This is a genomic window from Curtobacterium sp. UNCCL20, assembly GCF_900101675.1.
Classification (GTDB): domain Bacteria; phylum Actinomycetota; class Actinomycetes; order Actinomycetales; family Microbacteriaceae; genus Curtobacterium.
The window spans coordinates 380,435-399,960 of the sequence record NZ_FNKG01000003.1 but is presented as its reverse complement, the minus strand read 5'-3'; the positions used below and the strand labels follow the sequence as shown (position 1 = coordinate 399,960).

Annotated in this window: 17 protein-coding genes and 1 pseudogene; 10 read left to right on the top strand and 8 right to left on the bottom strand. The window is 69.8% G+C overall.

Annotated elements, in window-relative coordinates; all coding sequences use genetic code 11:
• The first annotated feature begins 16 nt into the window (after positions 1 to 16).
• Both glgC and serB read left to right on the top strand, forming a co-directional pair.
• On the top strand, positions 17 to 1,258 hold the full coding sequence (gene glgC, locus BLT36_RS14965) for a glucose-1-phosphate adenylyltransferase (protein WP_092096553.1): 1,242 nt from the start codon (positions 17 to 19) through the stop codon (positions 1,256 to 1,258).
• A gap of 95 nt (positions 1,259 to 1,353) precedes the next feature.
• Complete coding sequence (serB, locus tag BLT36_RS14960; RefSeq protein ID WP_092096315.1) at positions 1,354 to 1,992, top strand: phosphoserine phosphatase SerB; 639 nt, start codon at positions 1,354 to 1,356, stop codon at positions 1,990 to 1,992.
• Positions 1,993 to 2,011: 19 nt separating this feature from the next.
• Here serB and fabG read toward each other — a convergent pair whose 3' ends face one another.
• Entirely contained in the window at positions 2,012 to 2,725 is a 714-nt protein-coding gene (fabG, locus tag BLT36_RS14955; RefSeq protein ID WP_092096314.1) for a 3-oxoacyl-ACP reductase FabG, read from the bottom strand.
• 167 nt (positions 2,726 to 2,892) lie between these two features.
• Here fabG and BLT36_RS14950 point away from each other — a divergent pair, with 167 nt between their 5' ends.
• From BLT36_RS14950 to BLT36_RS14940, 3 genes and pseudogenes are all read left to right on the top strand, one after another.
• Entirely contained in the window at positions 2,893 to 3,312 is a 420-nt protein-coding gene (locus tag BLT36_RS14950; protein ID WP_092096312.1) for a DUF3099 domain-containing protein, read from the top strand.
• Positions 3,312 to 3,518 (top strand): annotated as a pseudogene (locus BLT36_RS14945) (hypothetical protein); the annotation flags it as partial. The gene BLT36_RS14950 and the pseudogene BLT36_RS14945, both read left to right, overlap by 1 nt.
• 98 nt (positions 3,519 to 3,616) lie before the next feature.
• Positions 3,617 to 4,624 carry an SURF1 family cytochrome oxidase biogenesis protein gene (locus tag BLT36_RS14940; RefSeq protein WP_092096311.1) on the top strand — a complete coding sequence of 336 codons (1,008 nt, stop codon included), beginning with the start codon at positions 3,617 to 3,619 and terminating at the stop codon, positions 4,622 to 4,624.
• A 132-nt stretch (positions 4,625 to 4,756) separates the two neighbouring features.
• Here BLT36_RS14940 and BLT36_RS14935 read toward each other — a convergent pair whose 3' ends face one another.
• Entirely contained in the window at positions 4,757 to 6,355 is a 1,599-nt protein-coding gene (locus tag BLT36_RS14935; RefSeq protein ID WP_092096309.1) for an ABC-F family ATP-binding cassette domain-containing protein, read from the bottom strand.
• Positions 6,356 to 6,470: 115 nt separating this feature from the next.
• Between BLT36_RS14935 and BLT36_RS14930 the strand changes: the two genes are divergently transcribed.
• The gene (locus BLT36_RS14930; protein ID WP_092096307.1) at positions 6,471 to 7,070 is read left to right on the top strand and encodes a biotin transporter BioY; all 600 of its coding nucleotides are present in this window, start codon (positions 6,471 to 6,473) and stop codon (positions 7,068 to 7,070) included.
• Positions 7,071 to 7,392: 322 nt separating this feature from the next.
• On the opposite strand, the gene BLT36_RS14925 is transcribed toward BLT36_RS14930, so the two are convergent.
• The 5 genes from BLT36_RS14925 to sufB form a co-directional block, all read right to left on the bottom strand.
• A complete protein-coding gene (locus BLT36_RS14925; RefSeq protein ID WP_071293993.1) occupies positions 7,393 to 7,722 on the bottom strand; it encodes a metal-sulfur cluster assembly factor in 330 nt (109 codons plus the stop codon).
• Complete coding sequence (gene sufC / locus BLT36_RS14920; RefSeq protein ID WP_092096305.1) at positions 7,722 to 8,489, bottom strand: Fe-S cluster assembly ATPase SufC; 768 nt, start codon at positions 8,487 to 8,489, stop codon at positions 7,722 to 7,724. Before sufC ends, BLT36_RS14925 begins: the two co-directional genes overlap by 1 nt.
• A 62-nt stretch (positions 8,490 to 8,551) precedes the next feature.
• Positions 8,552 to 8,878, bottom strand: coding sequence for a non-heme iron oxygenase ferredoxin subunit (locus BLT36_RS14915; protein WP_092096304.1), 327 nt, complete (start codon positions 8,876 to 8,878; stop codon positions 8,552 to 8,554).
• A complete protein-coding gene (gene sufD, locus BLT36_RS14910) occupies positions 8,878 to 10,161 on the bottom strand; it encodes a Fe-S cluster assembly protein SufD (protein ID WP_175529665.1) in 1,284 nt (427 codons plus the stop codon). The genes BLT36_RS14915 and sufD overlap by 1 nt, the downstream gene beginning before the upstream one ends.
• Positions 10,162 to 11,580 carry a Fe-S cluster assembly protein SufB gene (gene sufB, locus BLT36_RS14905; protein ID WP_092096302.1) on the bottom strand — a complete coding sequence of 473 codons (1,419 nt, stop codon included), beginning with the start codon at positions 11,578 to 11,580 and terminating at the stop codon, positions 10,162 to 10,164.
• 282 nt (positions 11,581 to 11,862) lie between these two features.
• Between sufB and BLT36_RS14900 the strand changes: the two genes are divergently transcribed.
• Positions 11,863 to 12,843 (top strand): COX15/CtaA family protein, encoded by a 981-nt coding sequence (locus BLT36_RS14900; RefSeq protein ID WP_092096300.1) that lies wholly within the window; start codon positions 11,863 to 11,865, stop codon positions 12,841 to 12,843.
• A 360-nt stretch (positions 12,844 to 13,203) separates the two neighbouring features.
• Here BLT36_RS14900 and BLT36_RS14895 read toward each other — a convergent pair whose 3' ends face one another.
• Positions 13,204 to 14,130, bottom strand: coding sequence for a heme o synthase (locus BLT36_RS14895; protein WP_092096299.1), 927 nt, complete (start codon positions 14,128 to 14,130; stop codon positions 13,204 to 13,206).
• Positions 14,131 to 14,556: 426 nt separating this feature from the next.
• Here BLT36_RS14895 and tkt point away from each other — a divergent pair, with 426 nt between their 5' ends.
• The 3 genes from tkt to BLT36_RS14880 all read left to right on the top strand — a co-directional run bounded on the left by tkt (position 14,557) and on the right by BLT36_RS14880 (position 19,516).
• Entirely contained in the window at positions 14,557 to 16,650 is a 2,094-nt protein-coding gene (gene tkt, locus BLT36_RS14890) for a transketolase (RefSeq protein WP_092096297.1), read from the top strand.
• A 155-nt stretch (positions 16,651 to 16,805) separates the two neighbouring features.
• Positions 16,806 to 17,918 carry a transaldolase gene (tal, locus tag BLT36_RS14885; RefSeq protein ID WP_092096296.1) on the top strand — a complete coding sequence of 371 codons (1,113 nt, stop codon included), beginning with the start codon at positions 16,806 to 16,808 and terminating at the stop codon, positions 17,916 to 17,918.
• Positions 17,918 to 19,516 (top strand): glucose-6-phosphate isomerase, encoded by a 1,599-nt coding sequence (locus tag BLT36_RS14880; RefSeq protein WP_092096294.1) that lies wholly within the window; start codon positions 17,918 to 17,920, stop codon positions 19,514 to 19,516. Before tal ends, BLT36_RS14880 begins: the two co-directional genes overlap by 1 nt.
• Positions 19,517 to 19,526 lie beyond the last annotated feature (10 nt).

The window sequence follows — 19,526 nt, the reverse complement described above, 5'->3', positions numbered from 1 at the left end:
GCCTACTGTGAGCGGCATGGCACCAAAGAAGGTATTCGGCATCGTGCTCGCCGGAGGCGAGGGAAAGCGGCTCATGCCGCTCACGGCCGACCGCGCGAAGCCCGCAGTCCCGTTCGGGGGCAACTTCCGCCTCATCGACTTCGCGCTCTCCAACCTGGTCAACTCCGGGCTGCAGAAGATCGTCGTCCTGACGCAGTACAAGTCCCACAGCCTCGACCGCCACGTCGCGAAGACCTGGCGCATGGAGGGCATCCTCGGCTCCTACGTTGCGTCGGTGCCGGCCCAGCAGCGGCTCGGCAAGCGCTGGTTCGCGGGTTCGGCGGACGCGATCCTGCAGTCGCTCAACCTGTTGCGCGACGAACGCCCCGACATCGTCGTCGTGGTCGGTGCGGACCACGTGTACCGGATGGACTTCCACCAGATGGTCGAGGCGCACATCGCCTCCGGCCGCAGTGCCACGGTCGCCGCGATCCGGCAGCCGATCGAGCTCGCCGACCAGTTCGGTGTCATCCAGGTCGCCGACGACGACCCGACCAAGATCGAGGCGTTCCTCGAGAAGCCGAAGGACGCGGTCGGGCTCGCCGACTCCCCCCACGAGATCCTCGCGTCGATGGGCAACTACGTCTTCAACGCAGACGCGCTCGTCGACGCGGTCCTCCGCGACGGTCAGATCGAGACGTCGGACCACGACATGGGTGGCGACATCGTGCCGGACTTCGTGGCCCGTGGCGACGCCGGTGTCTACGACCTCAAGCGCAACGACGTGCCCGGCTCGAACGAGCGAGACCGGTACTACTGGCGCGACGTGGGGACGATCGACTCGTTCTACGACGCGCACATGGACCTGATCGCGCCCGTCCCGGTCTTCAACCTGTACAACCAGGACTGGCCGATCTTCAACCAGCAGACGAACCTGCCGCCGGCGAAGTTCGTGCGCGACGCGAACGGCAACACCGGCTCGACGGTGGACTCGCTCGTGTCGCTCGGCTGTCTGGTCTCCGGGGCGCAGGTCGAGCGCAGCATGATCGGCCCGTGGTGCTCCATCGACTCGGGCGCGAAGGTGCTCGACTCGATCGTGTTCGAGCGGGCGTCGATCGGCGCGGGTTCGACCGTGAACCGCGCGATCCTCGACAAGGACGTCGTCATCGCACCGGGCGCGCAGGTGGGCGTCGACCGCGAGGCGGACGAGGCGCGCGGCTTCACCGTCACCCCGTCAGGGATCACCGTGGTCGGCAAGGGCGTCCGGGTCGAGGCGTAGGCACCGAGACTCGGGAGCAGACCGAGATCCGGCCTGGAGGCGCGGCTGACGTCACACGGACGAGCCGCGCCTCCGACAGTCGGTACCGTTGGTGCGTGCCACGCTTCCTCGTCGTCCTCGATGCCGATTCCACGCTCCTCGAGGACGAGGTCATCGAACTCCTGGCGGACACCGCCGGGACCCGGCCGCAGGTCGCCGCGATCACGGAGCGCGCCATGCGCGGCGAGATCGACTTCGCGGAGAGCCTCCGGGAGCGTGTCGCGACCCTGGCGGGCCTCCAGGCCGACGTCTTCCGCCGCGCACAGGACGCGGTCCGTGTGACGCGGGGCGCTGACCAGCTGGTCCGTGGCGTGCACGACGCCGGCGGGACCGTGGGGGTCGTGTCCGGTGGCTTCCACGAGGTCCTCGACCCGTTCGCCGAGCGGCTGGGACTCGACCACTGCCGCGCCAACCGGCTCGAGGTGCGGGACGGCGTCCTGACCGGACGCGTCCTCGGCGACGTGGTGGACGCGCACGCGAAGGCCGACGCGCTCCGCGAGTGGGCAGCCGTCGACGGCGTCCCGCTCGCCCGCACCGTCGCGGTCGGCGACGGCGCGAACGACCTCGAGATGATGCGCGTCGCCGCCCTGTCGGTGGCGTTCGACGCGAAACCGCGCGTCCGTGAGCAGGCGGACGTCGCGGTCGTGGACCGCGACCTGTCCGCCGTGCTGGCGACCCTCGGGCTGCGCGGCTAGCGCCACCGCAGCGGCGTGGTCAGTGCCCCATGCCGAGGCCGCCGTCGACCGGCACGACCGCGCCGGAGATGTAGCCCGCGCCGTCGCCGGCCAGGAACAGCGTGGCGTCCGCGACGTCGTCGACGGTGCCGTAGCGGGCCGCGGGGATCTGCTTCTTGAACTCGGCCTGCAGTTCCTCGGGCAACGCCGCCGTCATGTCGGTCTGGATGAAGCCCGGGGCGACGACGTTCGCGGTGATGCCGCGCGAACCGAGCTCCCGGGTGATCGAGCGGGCCATCCCGACCAGGGCGGCCTTCGACGACGCGTAGTTGACCTGGCCGACCTGACCGTAGGCACCCACGACGCTCGACATGAGCACGATGCGGCCGAACTTCGCCTTCATCATGCCCTTCGTGGCGCGCTTGACGACCCGGAAGGTGCCGGTGAGGTTGGTGTCGATGACGCTCGTGAAGTCCTCCTCGGACATGCGGAGCAGCAGCTGGTCGTTCGTCACGCCGGCGTTGGCGACGAGGACCTCGACGGGGCCGAGCTCGGCCTCGACCTGCGTGAAGGCTGCGTCCACCGAGGCGGTGTCCGTGATGTCGGCCTGGACCGTGAGTGCACCCTCGGGGCCGCCCTGACCGCTGCGGGACGTGACCGCGACGCGGTGGCCGTCGGCGACGAAGCGCTCCGCGAGGGCTCGGCCGATGCCGCGGTTGCCGCCGGTGATGAGGACGGTACGGGGGGTGCTCATGGTCGCTCCGTTCGGTGTGGGGTGCACGGCGCGCCGGTGCCAGAGGCCGGTCGGACACGCCCGGACGAGCGTACCCGAGCCGATAGCCGCACCGGTCCCCCGCGTGCTGCTCACATCTGTCGGTGGTCGGGCTTAGGCTGGACCCTGGGCAGAGGAAAGAACATCGGATGAAGACGACGCACAGCATCACGTCCCTCCCGGACTCACCGGAGCAGGATCGCGCGCACCGCCTGTCCCGCTACGTCTGGCAGATGGCAGTCCGTGTGGTCTTCTTCGTCGGAGCGGTCCTGGTGTGGTCCACGTGGCACACCTGGCTGGCGGTGATCCCGATCGTCCTGGCTGGGGTGATCCCCTGGGTGGCGGTCGTCATCGCGAACGCGGGCAACCACCAGGAGAGCGACATGGTCTCCCCCGCCGGCTCGATCCAGCTCTACGACGCCGTCGACCCGAACCTCCGCGAACAGCAGGAGGACGCCCGGGCCGAGGCCTACCGTGCCGAGCAGGACCGCCTGCGCGAGGAAGCCCAGCACGCCCAGGAAGAGTGGCAGCGCAACGGTGACCGGTCCCGCGTGTGGGGCCGTCGCTGATGGGTGCCACGTTCGACCTGTTCACCGAGCCGGGCTCGACCCCGGTCTGCTCGCGTGCCGGCTGCGTCACGACGGCTGCGTGGCGCATCAACTGGCGGAACCCCCGCATCCACTCGATCGACCGCGTCAAGATCTGGGCCGCGTGCGACGAGCACCGTGACTTCCTCGCCGACTACCTCCGCTCCCGGTCCTTCCCGGTGCGCGTGACCGGCATGCACGAGGACGTCGACCGACTCGACGACGAACGCGACCCGGCCGACACCCCGAAGAACGACGTCGGTGTGCGCGCGGCCGGTGAGCGTCGGTGAACGACCAGTTCGACCCGACCTCCCGGTACGGCCGGCGCCACGCCCAGAAACTGGCCCGGGCGGCGGCAGCGTCTCGACGAAACGGCGCAGCGGGCTCCAGCCCGGACGACGCCGGCAGCGTGCACGGCGACGACCGCGACCCGGACGAGCCCTTCGTCGGCTGGCGGTTCGTCAACAGTCGGCGCTGGCTCGGCTACTTCGCGATCGCCGTCGCGTTCGCCATCGTCTGCACGCTGTTCGGCATGTGGCAGTGGGACCGCCGGAACGAGGCTGTCCGCCAGAACGAGCAGGTCGCGCAGAACTACGAGCACACCCCGGTCCCGCTCGACCGGGCGCTGCCGAGCGCCGGCAGCTGGGACGACTCGAAGACCTGGCTCCGGGTCAGCGTCACCGGCCGCTACGACGTCGACGACCAACTGCTCGTGCGCAACCGCGTGCACAACGGGCAGCCCGGGTTCGAGGTCCTGACGCCCCTCGTCACCGCCGACGGCCGTGCGTTCGTCGTCGACCGCGGCTGGGTGCCCACCGGCAACCGGCAGGACGCCCCCGACCACGTCCCCGCTCCGCCGTCGGGCGAGGTCACCGCGATCGTCCGGCTGCAGCAGAGCGAGCCGCGCATCCCCGGACGCACGGACCCCGCACACACCGACCAGGTGCAGTCGGTGACGCTGTCCGACGTCGCGAAGAAGGTCGACCCGCCGATCTACACCGGCGGGTACGGGCAGCTCGCCTCCGAGTCCCCGGCACCGGCCGAAGCACGACCGCTCGGCTGGGACCGCCCCACGGCTGACACCGGCCTGCACCTCAGCTACTTCATCCAGTGGTTCATGTTCGCCGCCGGCGGGTTCGGGTTCCTCGCCTACCTGATGGTGCAGGAGTACCGGAACCTCAACCAGGACGACCCGGAAGAGCGCGAGCGCGCCCTCGAGCGACAGCGCCGCAAGGACGCCAAGCCGAAGACGGACGCCGAGATCGAGGACGAGCTGCTCGCGTCCCGCCGCTGACCCAGCGCCGCCACACCGGTCGATGGCGCACCCAGCGGACGGACTGGGGGCGCGTGGCGAACCCGCCACGCGCCTCCAGTCCGACTCAGCGCACCACGCGCACCACGCGCGTCACGCGAGGCGCCGCGCGCGTCACGCGAGCTCGATGAGCTCCGCGTAGTCCTTGTTCCAGTGGTCCTCGGTGCCGTCCGGCAGCAGCAGGACACGCTCCGGGTTGAGCGCCTCGACCGCGCCGGCGTCGTGCGAGACGAGCACCACGGCACCCTCGTAGCCCGCCAGCGCACCGAGGATCTCCTCGCGCGACGCGGGGTCGAGGTTGTTCGTCGGCTCGTCGAGCAGCAGCACGTTCGCGCCGGAGACCACGATCATCGCGAGGGACAGGCGGGTCTTCTCACCACCGGAGAGCACGCCGGCCTTCTTGTAGCCGTCGTCACCGGTGAACAGGAACGAGCCGAGCACACGTCGCGCCTCGGTCTCGTTGAGCTCCGTCGACGCCGACACCATGTTCTCGATGACGGTGCGGTTGACGTCGATGTTCTCGTGCTCCTGGGCGTAGTAGCCGATGCGCAACCCGTGGCCCGGCAGGATCTCACCCGTGTCCGGCTTGTCCGCGCCCGCGAGGATGCGGAGCAGCGTCGTCTTGCCGGCGCCGTTGAACCCGAGGATGACGACACGCGAACCGCGGTCGATCGCCAGGTCGACACCCGCGAAGATCTCGAGCGACCCGTAGGACTTCGAGAGTCCCTCGGCCATCAGCGGCGTCCGACCGCAGGGCACCGGCGTCGGGAAGCGCAGCTTCGCGACGCGGTCGGCGACGCGCTCGTCCTCGAGGCCGGCGAGCAGCTTGTCCGCACGGGCGACCATCTGGTGCGCGGCGGCGGCCTTCGACGCCTTCGCCCCGAACCGCGCTGCCTGGTCCTTGAGGGTGGCGGCCTTCTTCTCGGCGTTCGCACGTTCCTTGCGACGACGCTCCTCGTCGGCGGCGCGCTGCCGCTGGTAGAGCTTCCAGCCCATGTTGTAGACGTCGATCGACTGGCGGTTCGCGTCGAGGTAGAAGACGCGGTTCACGACCTCGTCGACGAGTTCGACGTCGTGGGAGATGATGATCACGCCGCCCGGGTACGTCTTCAGGTGCTCGCGCAGCCAGACCACCGAGTCGGCGTCGAGGTGGTTGGTCGGCTCGTCGAGGATCATCGTCTCGGCGTCCGAGAACAGGATCCGCGCGAGCTCGATGCGGCGGCGCTGACCACCGGACAGGGTCTTCAGCTGCTGGTCGAGGATGCGGTCCGGCAGCTTGAGGTTCGACGCGATCGAGGCCGCCTCGGCCTCGGCCGCGTACCCGCCGAGGGCGTTGAACTGGTCGTCGAGGCGGCTGTACCGGCGCATCGCCTTCTCGGCCACGGCGGGGTCGTCGCTCGCCATGTCGAGCGTGGCCTGGCGGATGCCCTCCACCAGCTCGCCGAGCCCACGGGCGTCGAGGATGCGCTTGCGGGCGGTGTCCTCGGGGTTGCCCGAACGCGGGTCCTGCGGCAGGTAGCCGATCTCGCCGGAACGCTCGATCTTGCCGCCGGTGGGCTGGGACTCCCCCGCCAACGCCTTGGTCATCGTGGTCTTCCCCGCGCCGTTCCGGCCGACGAGTCCGATCTTGTCGCCCTTCTCGACGCGGAAGGAGACGTCCTCCATCAGGAGGCGAGCCCCGACGCGGATCTCGAGTTCGTGCACGGCAAGCACAGCAGACGTCCAATCAGTTGGTGGATGTGCACAACGGTGTGTGCGGGAGGTGCACCGCTACGCTGACGGGACCGATGGTCCCGAACGGGACCAGCAGTCCATTCTAGGAGAATCCATGACGAACGCCACCGGGTTCGCTCCCCGCGCAGTCCTCGCCGACCGTCTGCGCACCCACGGCCTGGCCACCGACGCCGCCCTGATCGCCGGAGGCGCGCTGTTCACCGCCGCCATGGCGCAGGTCGAGGTGCCGATGTGGCCGGTGCCGATCACCGGGCAGACCCTGGCCGTCGTGCTCGTCGGTGCGACCCTCGGTGCCCGCCGCGGCATGCTCTCGCTGCTCGTGTACGCCGTCGCCGGTCTCGCCGGTGCCCCGTTCTTCGCCGACATGCAGGGTGGCCTGCAGGCCCTCGCGCTGCCGAGCTTCGGCTACGTGATCGGGTTCATCCCCGCCGCAGGGCTCGTCGGCTGGCTCGCCCGTCGGAACTGGGACCGGCACGTCGGACGCGCCGCAGTGGCGATGCTGGCCGCCAGCGCGATCCCGTTCGTGACCGGCCTGCCGTACCTCGCCGTCGCCCTCGGGCAGCTCGGCGCCCCGAACGACGTGCAGTCGGTCCTCGCCGCGGGCCTGTACCCCTTCATCGTGGGCGGTGTCGCGAAGGCGCTCATCGCTGCGGGCGTCCTGCCGCTCGCGTGGAAGCTGGTCGGCCGCCGCTGACCCGCACGCGCAGAACGGCCCCGCACCTGTCCGGCGCGGGGCCGTTCTGCGCGCGGAGGGCACGTCCCGGACCGAGCGGGCGCAACGCGCGGGGACCGAGCGGGCGGAACGCGCCGCCGGCGTGCGCCGAGCGGGCGCAACGCGCGGGGACCGAGCGGGCGCAACACGCCGCCGGCGTGCGCCGAGCGGGCGCAACAGGCGGCTGGCGGGCACCGAGCGTGACGTATTCGGCTCGCTCGCGCCGCGCCGCCCGGGGGCGCACGGACGGACGGGAGGCGCGGTGCCAGCTGGCACCGCGCCTCCCGTCCGTGTGTGGTCGCGACTAGATCGAGAACCCGAGCGCGCGCATCATCTCGCGCCCGTCGTCGGTGATCCGCTCCGGGCCCCACGGCGGCATCCAGACCCAGTTGATCCGGAACGCGTCGACGATGCCGTCCAGCGCGTTGGCGGTGTCACCCTCGATGACGTCGGTCAGCGGGCAGCCGGCGCTCGTCAGCGTCATGCTGATGACGAGTGCGGTCGCCTCGTCGTCCCAGGCGAGGTCGTAGATGAGCCCGAGGTCGACGATGTTGACGCCGAGTTCCGGGTCCTGGACCTCCTTGAGGCCCTCGACGACCTCGTCGAACTTGTCCGGTGCGAGTGCCGTGATCATCAGTTGCCCGCCGCTGCGGCCTGCACGTAGCGGTCGTAGCCCTCGTTCTCGAGGCGCTCGGCCAGCTCGGGGCCGCCCTGCTCGGCGACCTTGCCCGCGACGAACACGTGCACGAAGTCCGGCTTGATGTAGCGGAGGATGCGCGTGTAGTGCGTGATGAGCAGCACGCCGAGGCCGGTCGAGGCCTTGGCACGGTTGACGCCCTCGGAGACGATCTTCAGCGCGTCGACGTCGAGGCCGGAGTCGGTCTCGTCGAGGACGGCGAACTTCGGCTTGAGGAGCTCGAGCTGCATGATCTCGTGGCGCTTCTTCTCGCCGCCGGAGAAGCCCTCGTTGACGTTGCGCTCGGCGAAGGCCGAGTCCATCTTGAGGTCGGACATCGACTTGCGGAGGTCCTTCACCCAGCTGCGGAGCGCCGGAGCCTCGCCGTCGATCGCCGTCTTGGCGGTGCGGAGGAAGTTCGACACCGTGACGCCCGGGATCTCGACGGGGTACTGCATCGCGAGGAACATGCCGGCGCGGGCACGCTCGTCGACGCTCATCGCGAGGACGTCCTCGCCGTCGAGGGTGATCGAGCCACCGACGACGTTGTAGCGGGGGTGCCCGGCGATCGTGTAGGCGAGGGTGGACTTGCCGGAGCCGTTCGGCCCCATGATCGCGTGGATCTCGCCCTCGTTGATCGTCAGGTCGACGCCCTTGAGGATCTCCTTGGTGCCCTGATCGGTGTCGATCGAGACCTGGAGGTCACGGATTTCGAGAGTGGACATTGCGTTCCTTCGGTTGCAGCTGTGGTGCGGCGTCAGCCGCGGGAAGTGTGTGGGGACGGTGCTCAGTCGACCGGGACGGGGTCGTGCACGTCGACGTAGACCTCGCCGTCACGGACCTCGACCCGGAACACCGGGACGGGCTCGTACGCCGGGAAGTTCTGCGGCTTGCCGGTGGCGAGGGAGAACCGGGACCCGTGGGCCCAGCACTCCAGCGTGTCACCCTCGATGAAGCCCTCGGCGAGGGAGATGTCGCCGTGGGTGCACGTGTCGCCGATGGCGTGCACGGTGCCCGCGGAGTCCTTCACGATGGCGACCGCGGTGCCGTCGACCACGGCGCGCATCGGGCTGTCCACCGCGATGTCCGCCTCGGCACAGACCTTCGTCGACATCAGGAGGTGGCTCCCGCCGGTGCGCCCTCGGCGGGAGCGGCCAGGACCGTGCGGCCCTCGGCGAGCTCCTGCTCGACCGCGGCGATGAGGCGCTCCTCGAGCTCGGGTGCGCCGATCTTCTGGATCACCTCGACCAGGAAGCCGAGCACGACCAGTCGGCGTGCTTCCTCTTCCGGGATGCCGCGGGACTGCAGGTAGAACAGATGCTCGTCGTCGAAGCGGCCGGTGGCGCTGGCGTGACCGGCACCCTCGATGTTGCCGGTCTCGATCTCGAGGTTCGGGATGCTGTCCGCGCGCGTGCCGTCGGTGAGGACCAGGTTGCGGTTCTGCTCGTACGAGTCGGTGCCGTCGCCGGCGCGGCCGATGAGCACGTCGCCGATCCAGACGGTGTGCGCACCCTGCCCCTGCAGCGCGCCCTTGTAGTTGACCCGACCGCGCGTGTTCGGCGCGTCGTGGTGCACGTAGACCTGCTGCTCGATGTACTGCCCGGCGTCGGCGAAGTACACGCCGTACATCTCGGTGTCGGCACCCTGGGCGCCGAGGTGCGTGGACGGGTTGACGCGGATCACGTCACCGCCGAGCGAGACCACGACGTGCTTGAGGAAGGCGTCGCGGCCGACCTCGGCGAAGTGCGTGGACACGTGCACAGCGTCGTCGTCCCAGTCCTGCAGGCTGACGACCGTGAGTCGGGCGTTGTCCTGCACGACGATCTCGATGTTCTCGCTGAGGAGTGCGGTGCCGCGGTTGTCGAGCACGACGATGCCCTGTGCGTTCGCCTCGGCCGTGATGACCGTGTGGGCGGCGCGGGGCTGCGAGCCGAAGTCGGAGCGGGTCAGCGTGATGAACTCGTGCGACTCGGTGGCCTTGACCGTGATCGCCAGCACGGCGTCACGAGCGGTCCAGGCAGCGGCTGCCGCACGGTCCTCCGGCAGGCCCGCAGTGCCGACGCGGGGGTCGTCACTCCGGCCCCACTCGACGTCGGCGCCGTCGGACTGCCGGGCGAGGAACGGGTAGGCGGAACCGTCGAGACCACCGTCGAGGAGCGGCTGGAGCTTCGCGAGGGGTGCGAACTTCCAGTTCACCTCGCGGCCGGTCACCGTCGGGAAGGCGTCGATGTCGCCGGACTGCGGACGCTCCGAACGGGTCTGGACGGGGATGTCCTTGCCCTTCGGGGCGTCCCAGCCGCCGTCCGAGTGCGCACCGGCACCGTGCTGGACGGGGGCCTGAGCGGGCTCGGCCGGCGCGACCGGCTGGTCGATGTGGGGAGGGGTGGAGCTGGACATCTAGCCGACGGATCCTTCCATGCTCATCTCGATGAGCTTGTTGAGTTCGAGTGCGTACTCCATCGGGAGCTCGCGGGCGATCGGCTCGATGAAGCCGCGGACGATCATCGCCATCGCCTCGTCCTCGGGCATGCCGCGGGACATGAGGTAGAACAGCTGCTCCTCGCTCACGCGGGAGACCGTGGCCTCGTGGCCGAGCTGGACGTCGTCGACGCGGATGTCGATCGCCGGGTAGGTGTCGCTCCGGCTGATCGTGTCGACGAGGAGCGCATCGCAGCGGACCGTGTTCGCCGCGTGGTGCGCGTTCGGATCGACGCGGACCTCGCCGCGGTAGCCCGCTCGGCCACCGCCACGGGCGATCGACTTCGAGACGATCGAGGACGTCGTGTACGGCGCCATGTGGATCATCTTCGCGCCGGCGTCCTGGTGCTGACCGGGACCGGCGAACGCCACGGAGAGCGTCTCGCCCTTGGCGTGCTCACCGGCGAGGTAGATGGACGGGTACTTCATCGTCACCTTGGAGCCGATGTTGCCGTCGATCCACTCCATCGTCGCGCCCTCGTGCGCGATCGCGCGCTTGGTGACGAGGTTGTAGACGTTGTTCGACCAGTTCTGGATCGTCGTGTAGCGAACGCGGGCGTTCTTCTTCACGATGATCTCGACGACGGCCGAGTGCAGCGAGTCCGACTTGTAGATCGGGGCGGTGCAGCCCTCGATGTAGTGGACGTAGGAGTCCTCGTCGGCGATGATCAGGGTCCGCTCGAACTGGCCCATGTTCTCGGTGTTGATGCGGAAGTACGCCTGCAGCGGGATCTCGACGTGGACGCCCTTCGGGACGTAGACGAACGAGCCGCCGGACCAGACGGCCGTGTTCAGCGCGGCGAACTTGTTGTCGCCGGCCGGGATCACGGTGCCGAAGTACTCCTCGAAGATCTCGGGGTGCTCGCGGAGCGCCGTGTCGGTGTCCATGAAGATGACGCCCTGCTGCTCGAGGTCCTCACGGATCTGGTGGTACACGACCTCGGACTCGTACTGCGCGGCGACACCGGCGACGAGGCGCTGGCGCTCGGCCTCGGGGATGCCGAGCTTCTCGTACGTGGCGCGGATGTCCTCGGGGAGGTCCTCCCACGACTGCGCCTGCTTCTCGGTGGAGCGCACGAAGTACTTGATGTTGTCGAAGTCGATGCCCGTCAGGTCGGCACCCCAGGTCGGCATCGGCTTGCGGCCGAACAGCTGGAGGCCCTTGAGCCGGTTCTTGAGCATCCACTCGGGCTCGTTCTTGAGGTTCGAGATGTCGGTGACGACCTCTTCCGAGATGCCGCGGCGCGCGGAGGCACCTGCGGTGTCGGAGTCGGACCAGCCGAACTCGTATTGCCCGAGCCCTTCGAGCTCGGGACGGTCGATGAGCACGTCGGACATGGTCTCCTCGTTTCCTTCTCGCGGCAGCGTGTGGGTCGCACCCGTTCTGTGGGCGTCAACCCGTGGCGTCTGGACGCCATTCCACCGCACACCGCCGACACGATCTTCACGTGCAGGGCGGCCACGGTGTTGCTCCCTCGCAACGTCGATGGTTCCACGCAGTCCTGGGATCCGTCGGCGATCTCGGCTCATTCGGAGCCGGCGCCTGCCTAGACTTGACTGCTGCTGAACCCTCGAATCCTACAGGTTCACCGGACGGAACAACAGGAAGGCACCACCCTCGTGACTCGCGTCGGATCCCCCGTCGACCAGGATGTCCGGACCGCACCGTGGTGGTCGCTCCCCCGCGTCGTCGACCAGCGTGTGGTCGTCCTCGCCTGGGCGTCGTTCATCGTCGAGGTCGTGCTGATCGGCACCGGCGGCCTCGTGCGCCTCACCGCGTCGGGCCTCGGATGCCCGACGTGGCCCAAGTGCACGGCGGATTCGCTCGTGTCGACGCCGGAGATGGGCGTGCACGGCATCATCGAGTTCGGCAACCGCCTGCTCACCTTCGTGCTCGTCGTCGTGGCCATCGCGATGTTCCTGCTCGTGGTCCGGATGCGTCGAACGCGCCCCGAACTGTTCTGGCTGGCGTTCGCCCAGGGCGCAGCCATCCCGGTGCAGGCGGTCATCGGCGGCCTGAGCGTCCTGACGAACCTGAACCCGTACGTCGTCGGCCTGCACTTCGTCGTGTCGACCGGGCTCACGGCGGTCACCGCCACCCTCGTGTACCGGGCGATGAACGGCCCGCGCACCGCGGTGCGCCTCGTCCCCGCCTGGTACTCCGGCGTCGTCCGCGGCACGATCGCCGCCGTCGTCGTCACCGTCCTCGTCGGCATCCTCACGACCGGCAGTGGACCGCACGCCGGAGCGGACGAAGCCGTCGACGGCGGTCGCCTGCACCGCACGGGCCTCGACCCGGCGATCCTGCAGCACGTCCACGCGGTGCCGGCCTACGTCCTGTTCGCACTGACGCTCGTGCTCGTCGTCGGCGCCGTCCGGCTCCGCCTGTCGAGCAAGTGGGCGCTCGTGCTGCTGATCGTCGAGTTCGTGCAGATCGCCGTCGGACTCACCCAGGCGCGCACGGGCCTGCCGGTCGGGCTGGTCGGCACGCACATGGTCCTGGCGGGGCTCCTCGTCGGTGCCGTGACCGTGCTGACCCTGTCCACGCGCGGCACCGCCGGTCGCCAGGCGGTCCGGGAGCCCCTGCGCGCCGACGCCTGACCCGCGCTCGCACCGCGTCTCCGACACCCCACGAGTCGATCGACTGGTGGGGTGTCGTTCGTTGCGTGCGCAAGGAGCGAAACTGCCGACGTCGTACGACAGCGACGATGTCGCGCGCGGGCGCACGCAACAGCGCGCGCCCGCAACGGGCGACACTCTCGTCGTCGTACGACAGCCGCGATGTCGCAACGGGTCGGTCCGGGCGGGGCACCCGCCCCCGGCGCACCCACGAGACGGCCTGGAGGCGCGGTGCGGCGCCGCCACGCGCCTCCAGGCCTGCGACGGGTCGCGCGCCGACCCACCCGCGCCGGGCGCGGCTGTCGGCGCACGCCGACCCAGCCGCACGGAGCGCTGCGTCGGCTAGAAGGTGAACACCTGCGGCAGCAGCGGGTCGATCCCCACGGCGATGAACAGCAGGGTCAGGTACGTGATCGAGCTGTGGAACACCCGCATCGGCTGCACGTGCTCGACGTGCTGGATAGCCCGCGAGTACAGGCGGTGCGACTCGACGACGAACCAGATGCCGCCGGCGAGGGCGACGACCGTGTAGAGCGGCCCCATGTGGGCGACCGGGATGAGCAGGAGCGAGCAGACGAGCGTCGCCCAGGCGTACAGCACGACCTGCAGGCCGACGACCGTGCGGCCGCGGACCACGGCGAGCATCGGCACGTCGGCGGCGTCGTAGTCGTCGCGGTACTTCATCGAGAGCGGCCAGTAGTGCGGCGGCGTCCAGAGGAAGATCACCATGAAGAGGATGACCGGGGCCCAGGTCAGCGAGCCGGTGACGCCCGCCCACCCGATGAGCACGGGCATGCAGCCGGCGGAGCCGCCCCAGACGATGTTCTGCGGGGTGCGGCGCTTGAGCCAGAGCGTGTAGACGAACACGTAGATGAGGATCGCGATGACGCTCAGCGTGGCGGCGAGCCAGTTCACGAGGAACCCGAGCACCGCGGTCGACAGGATGCCGAGCACCCACGAGAAGACCAGGGCCTCACGGTCGGAGAGCTCACCGGTGACGAGCGGACGCGTGCTCGTGCGCTTCATCAGCCGGTCGATGTCGCGGTCGATGTAGCAGTTGAACGCGGACGCGGACCCGGCGGACATCGCGCCGCCGAGCATCGTCCAGAAGACCAGCCAGAGGTCGGGCACCCCGCGCTCGGCGAGGAACATCGTCGGAGCCGTGGTGACGAGGAGCAGCTCCATGACCCGCGGCTTCGTCAGCGAGACGTACGCTCGGACCTTGCGGGACAGCGGCGATCGGGGTCGATCGGTGTCGGGCCGGGTCACGGTGGCAGTCGGCAAGGGAACCTCAGTCTGTTCGCGTCAGCTCACACGCTCGGTGGACGGCTCCGTCGTCGTCGGGGCGTGCGCGGACCCGGAATGCTCACGGATCACCGACAGTTTACGTGATCGAGGCGCCGCGACGATGCCCCGCCCCGCCATCCGGACCGAAGTCGACCCCCGACACGCCCGACCGGCGGACACGACCCCGGGACGCCGAGTGAACAACTCGCGTCACCTGAACCCCTTCTGAGTGCATGGTCACTATGCTGGAGTCGCCCTCCCGCAGTGCGTGCCCCGATGACGTCGGCCGCGATGAGCCGGTCGGCCGCCGCGAGACGGCAGCACGACTCCGGCCCCGGGATGGCGATCATGTCCGTGCGATGGCACGAGCCCTCGCACATGTCGCATCAATGAAGGGTCAACATCCAAGTGGCTGAATTCACCTGGGACGCCATCGACCGGAAGGCCGTCGACACGGCCCGCGTACTCGCCGCCGACTCGGTCGAGGCCGCCGGCAACGGTCACCCCGGCACCGCGATGAGCCTCGCACCGCTCGCACACCTGCTCTTCCAGAAGGTGATGCGTCGCGACCCGAGCGACTCCACCTGGATCGGCCGCGACCGCTTCATCCTCTCCGCCGGTCACGCCTCGATCCTGCAGTACGTGCAGTTCTACCTGCACGGCTACGGCCTCGAGCTCGAGGACCTCCAGCACCTCCGCAAGTGGGGCTCGAAGACCCCGGGACACCCGGAGTACGGCCACACCGACGGCGTCGAGATCACGACCGGCCCGCTCGGCCAGGGCCTCGCCTCGGGTGTCGGCTTCGGCTACGCGCAGCGCTTCGAGCGCGGCCTCTTCGACCCGGAGACCGCCGACGGCGAGTCCCCCTTCGACCACTTCACCTACGTGATCGCCGGCGACGGTGACATGCAGGAGGGCGTCACGAACGAGGCCGCCAGCCTCGCCGGTCGCCAGCAGCTCGGTCGCCTGGTCGTCTTCTACGACTCGAACCAGATCTCGATCGAGGACGACACCGACATCGCCTTCTCCGAGGACGTCGCGGCTCGCTACGAGGCGCTCGGCTGGCACGTCCAGCACGTCGACTGGAAGAAGACCGGCGAGTACTCCGAGGACGTCGAGGAGCTCTACCGCGCCGTCGAGGCCGCCAAGGCCGTCACGGACAAGCCGTCGCTCATCGTCCTCAAGACGATCATCGGCTGGCCGTCGCCGACCAAGCAGAACTCCGGCAAGATCCACGGTTCGGCACTCGGCGCCGACGAGCTGAAGGGCCTCAAGGAGGTCCTCGGCTTCGACCCCGAGCAGACCTTCCACGTCGACCCCGAGGTCCTCGAGTACACCCGCGGCGCCGTCGCCAAGGGCCAGGCCGAGCACGCCGAGTGGCAGCAGACCTTCGACGCGTGGGCCACCGCCCACCCGGAGCAGAAGGCGATCCTCGACCGCATCAACGCCGGCGAGCTCCCCGAGGGCCTCGAAGCGGCGCTGCCGGTCTTCCCGACCGACAAGGCCGTGTCGACCCGTGCCGCCTCCGGCAAGGTCATCAACGCGATCGCGCCGCTCATGCCCGAGTTCTGGGGCGGTTCGGCGGACCTCGCCGAGTCGAACCTGACCACGATCGAGGGCGCCAAGTCCTTCGGTCCGGCCGAGGCGTCGACCAAGACCTGGAGCACCGACCCGTACGGCCGCGTGCTGCACTTCGGCATCCGCGAGCACGCGATGGGCTCGATCCTCAACGGCATCGTCCTGCACGGGAACACCCGCCCGTTCGGCGGCACGTTCCTCATCTTCAGCGACTACATGCGTCCGGCGGTCCGTCTCGCCGCCCTCATGAAGGCGCCGGCGATCTACGTCTGGACCCACGACTCCATCGCCCTCGGCGAGGACGGCCCGACGCACCAGCCGATCGAGCAGCTCAGCGCGCTCCGTGCGATCCCGGGTCTCGACGTCGTCCGTCCGGCCGACGCGACCGAGGTCGCCTACGCCTGGCTCGAGATGCTCAAGCACAAGGACCGTCCGGCCGGCATCGCGCTGAGCCGCCAGAACCTCCCCGTGTTCGAGCGCGGCGAGGGCGACGCCTCCGGTGAGGTCTTCGCTTCCGCGAAGAACGTCGCCAAGGGCGCGTACATCCTGGCCGAGGCGCCGAACGGCACCCCGGACGTGATCCTCATCGCGACGGGTTCCGAGGTCCAGATCGCGGTCGACGCCCGCGAGCAGCTCAAGGCCGAGGGCATCAACGCCCGCGTCGTGAGCGCCCCGTCCCTCGAGTGGTTCCGCGAGCAGTCGGAGAACTACCAGGACCAGGTCCTCCCGAAGGACGTCACCGCCCGCGTGTCGGTCGAGGCCGGCATCGCCATGAGCTGGCGCGACATCGTCGGCGACAAGGGCCGCAGCGTCTCGATCGAGCACTTCGGTGCCTCGGCCGACTACCAGACGCTGTTCAAGGAGTTCGGCTTCACGACGGAGCACGTCGTGGCCGCCGCGAAGGAATCGATCGCGGCTTCCTGACCCGTCCGGGCCGGGTCCGGTTCTCCGGATCCGGCCCTTCTTCCGGGAGGCGCGGCTCGGCTCCGCCCCGCGCCTCCCGGACACCAGACCACGACTCCACGGCCCGCAGTCACATCCACGACTGTGGCCAGTCGATGAAAGAAGAAGAGAAACACATGGCTGACAACACCCCCACCGCCGCCCTCTCCGCGGTCGGCGTGAGCATCTGGCTCGACGACCTCTCGCGCGAGCTGCTCGAGACCGGCAAGCTCACCGAGCTCATCGAGCAGAAGAACGTCGTGGGCGTCACCACGAACCCGACGATCTTCGCCTCGGCCCTCGCCAAGGGCGAGCGCTACGACGCGCAGGTCAAGGAGCTGGCAGCCGCCGGCACCGAGGTCACCGACGCGATCTTCGAGATCACCACGCAGGACGTCGCGAACGCCTCCGACGTCTTCAAGCCGATCTACGACGAGACCAAGGGCTTCGACGGCCGCGTCTCGATCGAGGTCGAGCCGGGCCTCGCCCACGAGACCGCGAAGACCATCGAGCAGGCCAAGTTCCTGTTCGAGAAGGTCGGCCGCGAGAACGTCCTCATCAAGATCCCCGCGACGATCGAGGGCCTCGAGGCGATCACCGAGGTCATCGGCGCCGGCATCTCCGTCAACGTCACGCTGATCTTCTCGCTCGAGCGCTACCGTGCCGTCATCGACGCCTACCTCGGTGGGCTCGAGAAGGCCAAGGCCGCCGGCCACGACCTCTCGAAGATCCACTCGGTCGCGTCCTTCTTCGTGTCGCGCGTCGACTCCGAGATCGACAAGCGTCTCGACGCCGTCGGCACGGACGAGGCGAAGGCCCTCAAGTCGAAGGCCGGCATCGCCAACGCGCAGCTCGCCTACCAGGTCTGGACCGAGGCGTTCTCGACCGAGCGTGCCCTCGGCCTGCTCGAGGCCGGTGCGAACACGCAGCGTCCGCTCTGGGCCTCGACCGGTGTCAAGGACCCGTCGCTCCCCGACACGCTCTACGTGACCGAGCTCGCCGCCCCGAACACCGTCAACACGATGCCGGGCAAGACGCTCGACGCCACGTTCGACCACGGTGAGATCCACGGCGACGCGATCGCCGGCACCTTCGACGACGCGCAGGGCGTGCTCGACCAGCTCGCCGCCGTCGGCATCGACTACGACGACGTCGTGGCGCTGCTCGAGAAGGAGGGCGTCGACAAGTTCAACGTCTCGTGGGGCGAGCTCGTCGACACCGTCAAGGCGGCACTCGACGGCGCCAAGTAGTGACGGTCTCCATCGCCGCCAGCGGTGACGCGGCGCGGGCCATCGACACGGTGGTCCCGCGCCTCGTCACCGACCTGGTGGCCTCGGGCATCACCGCCCAGGACCCCGAGCTCTGGGGTCCCGCCGCCGAGACCGAGGCGTCGAACCGGCTCGGTTGGGTGGAGGCCGTCTCGGTCTCCCGCCCGCTCGTCGCCGAGGTCACGGCGCTGCGGGAGTCGCTCCGTGCGGAGGGGATCGACCACGTCGTCCTCGCCGGCATGGGCGGCTCGTCGCTCGCGCCCGAGGTGATCACCCGGACGTCCGGTGTCCCGCTGACCGTCCTCGACTCGACCGACCCCGCGCAGGTCCGCGCCGCGGTCGAGCACCAGTTGGACCGCACCGTGCTCGTCGTGTCCTCGAAGTCGGGTTCGACCCTCGAGACCGACTCGCAGCGCCGTGTGTACGAGCAGGCCTTCCGCGACGCCGGGATCGACCCCGCCGGACGCATCGTCGTCGTCACCGACCCGGGCTCCCCGCTCGAGGCCGAGGCGACGGCCGCCGGCTACCGCGTCTTCACCGCCGACCCCACCGTCGGCGGCCGCTACTCCGCGCTCACCGCGTTCGGCCTCGTGCCGTCCGGCCTGGCCGGTGCGGACATCGAGGAACTGCTCGACGAGGCCGACGCCATCTCGGCGCTCCTCTCGGTGGACATCGACGAGAACCCGGGCCTCGTGCTCGGCGCGGTCCTCGGTGGCACCGATCCGCTGCGTTCCACGATCGCGATCGTCCCGGACGGCACCCACATCGTCGGGTTCGGCGACTGGGTGGAGCAGCTGATCGCCGAGTCCACCGGCAAGGACGGCCGCGGCCTGCTGCCGGTCGTGCTCGGTGTCGACTCCCCCGAGGTCACCGCCGGTCTCCCCGACGTGCAGGTCATCCGGCTCGTCGGCTCCCGTGACGACGAACGCCACGTCGCCGAGGGCGAGGTCGAGATCACGGGCACGCTCGGTGGGCAGTTCCTCGTGTGGGAGTACGCCGTCGCCGTCGCCGGGCGCCTGCTCGGCATCGACCCGTTCGACCAGCCCGACGTCGAGGCCGCCAAGGTCGCGGCGCGCGCGCTGCTCGACGACCGTCCGGCGCCGACCGAGCCCGCGTTCACCGAGGGCGGCATCGCCGTCCGCGCGACGCCGGGACTGTCGGTCGGGACCACCCTCGCAGAAGCCGTCACGGGCCTCCTGTCCGAGATCGACGCAACCGGCTACCTGGCCGTCCAGGCGTACGTCGACCGCGCCGCCAACCGAGAGCTCGAGTCGCTGCGTGACGCCCTGGCGGCGCGCACCGGGCGGCCGGTCACGTTCGGGTACGGTCCGCGCTTCCTGCACTCGACCGGCCAGTACCACAAGGGCGGCCCCGCGACGGGCGTCTTCCTGCAGATCGTCGCCGACGAACCCGAGGACCTGTCGATCCCCGGCCGTCCGTTCACGTTCGGTCAGCTCATCCAGGCCCAGGCCTCCGGCGACGCGAGTGTCCTCGCGGCGAACGGCCGCCCGGTCCTGACCCTCACGACGACGGACGTCGCCGCTGCCACCGCAGCACTGGCATCCGCCGTCACCCTCTGACTCTCGAAGG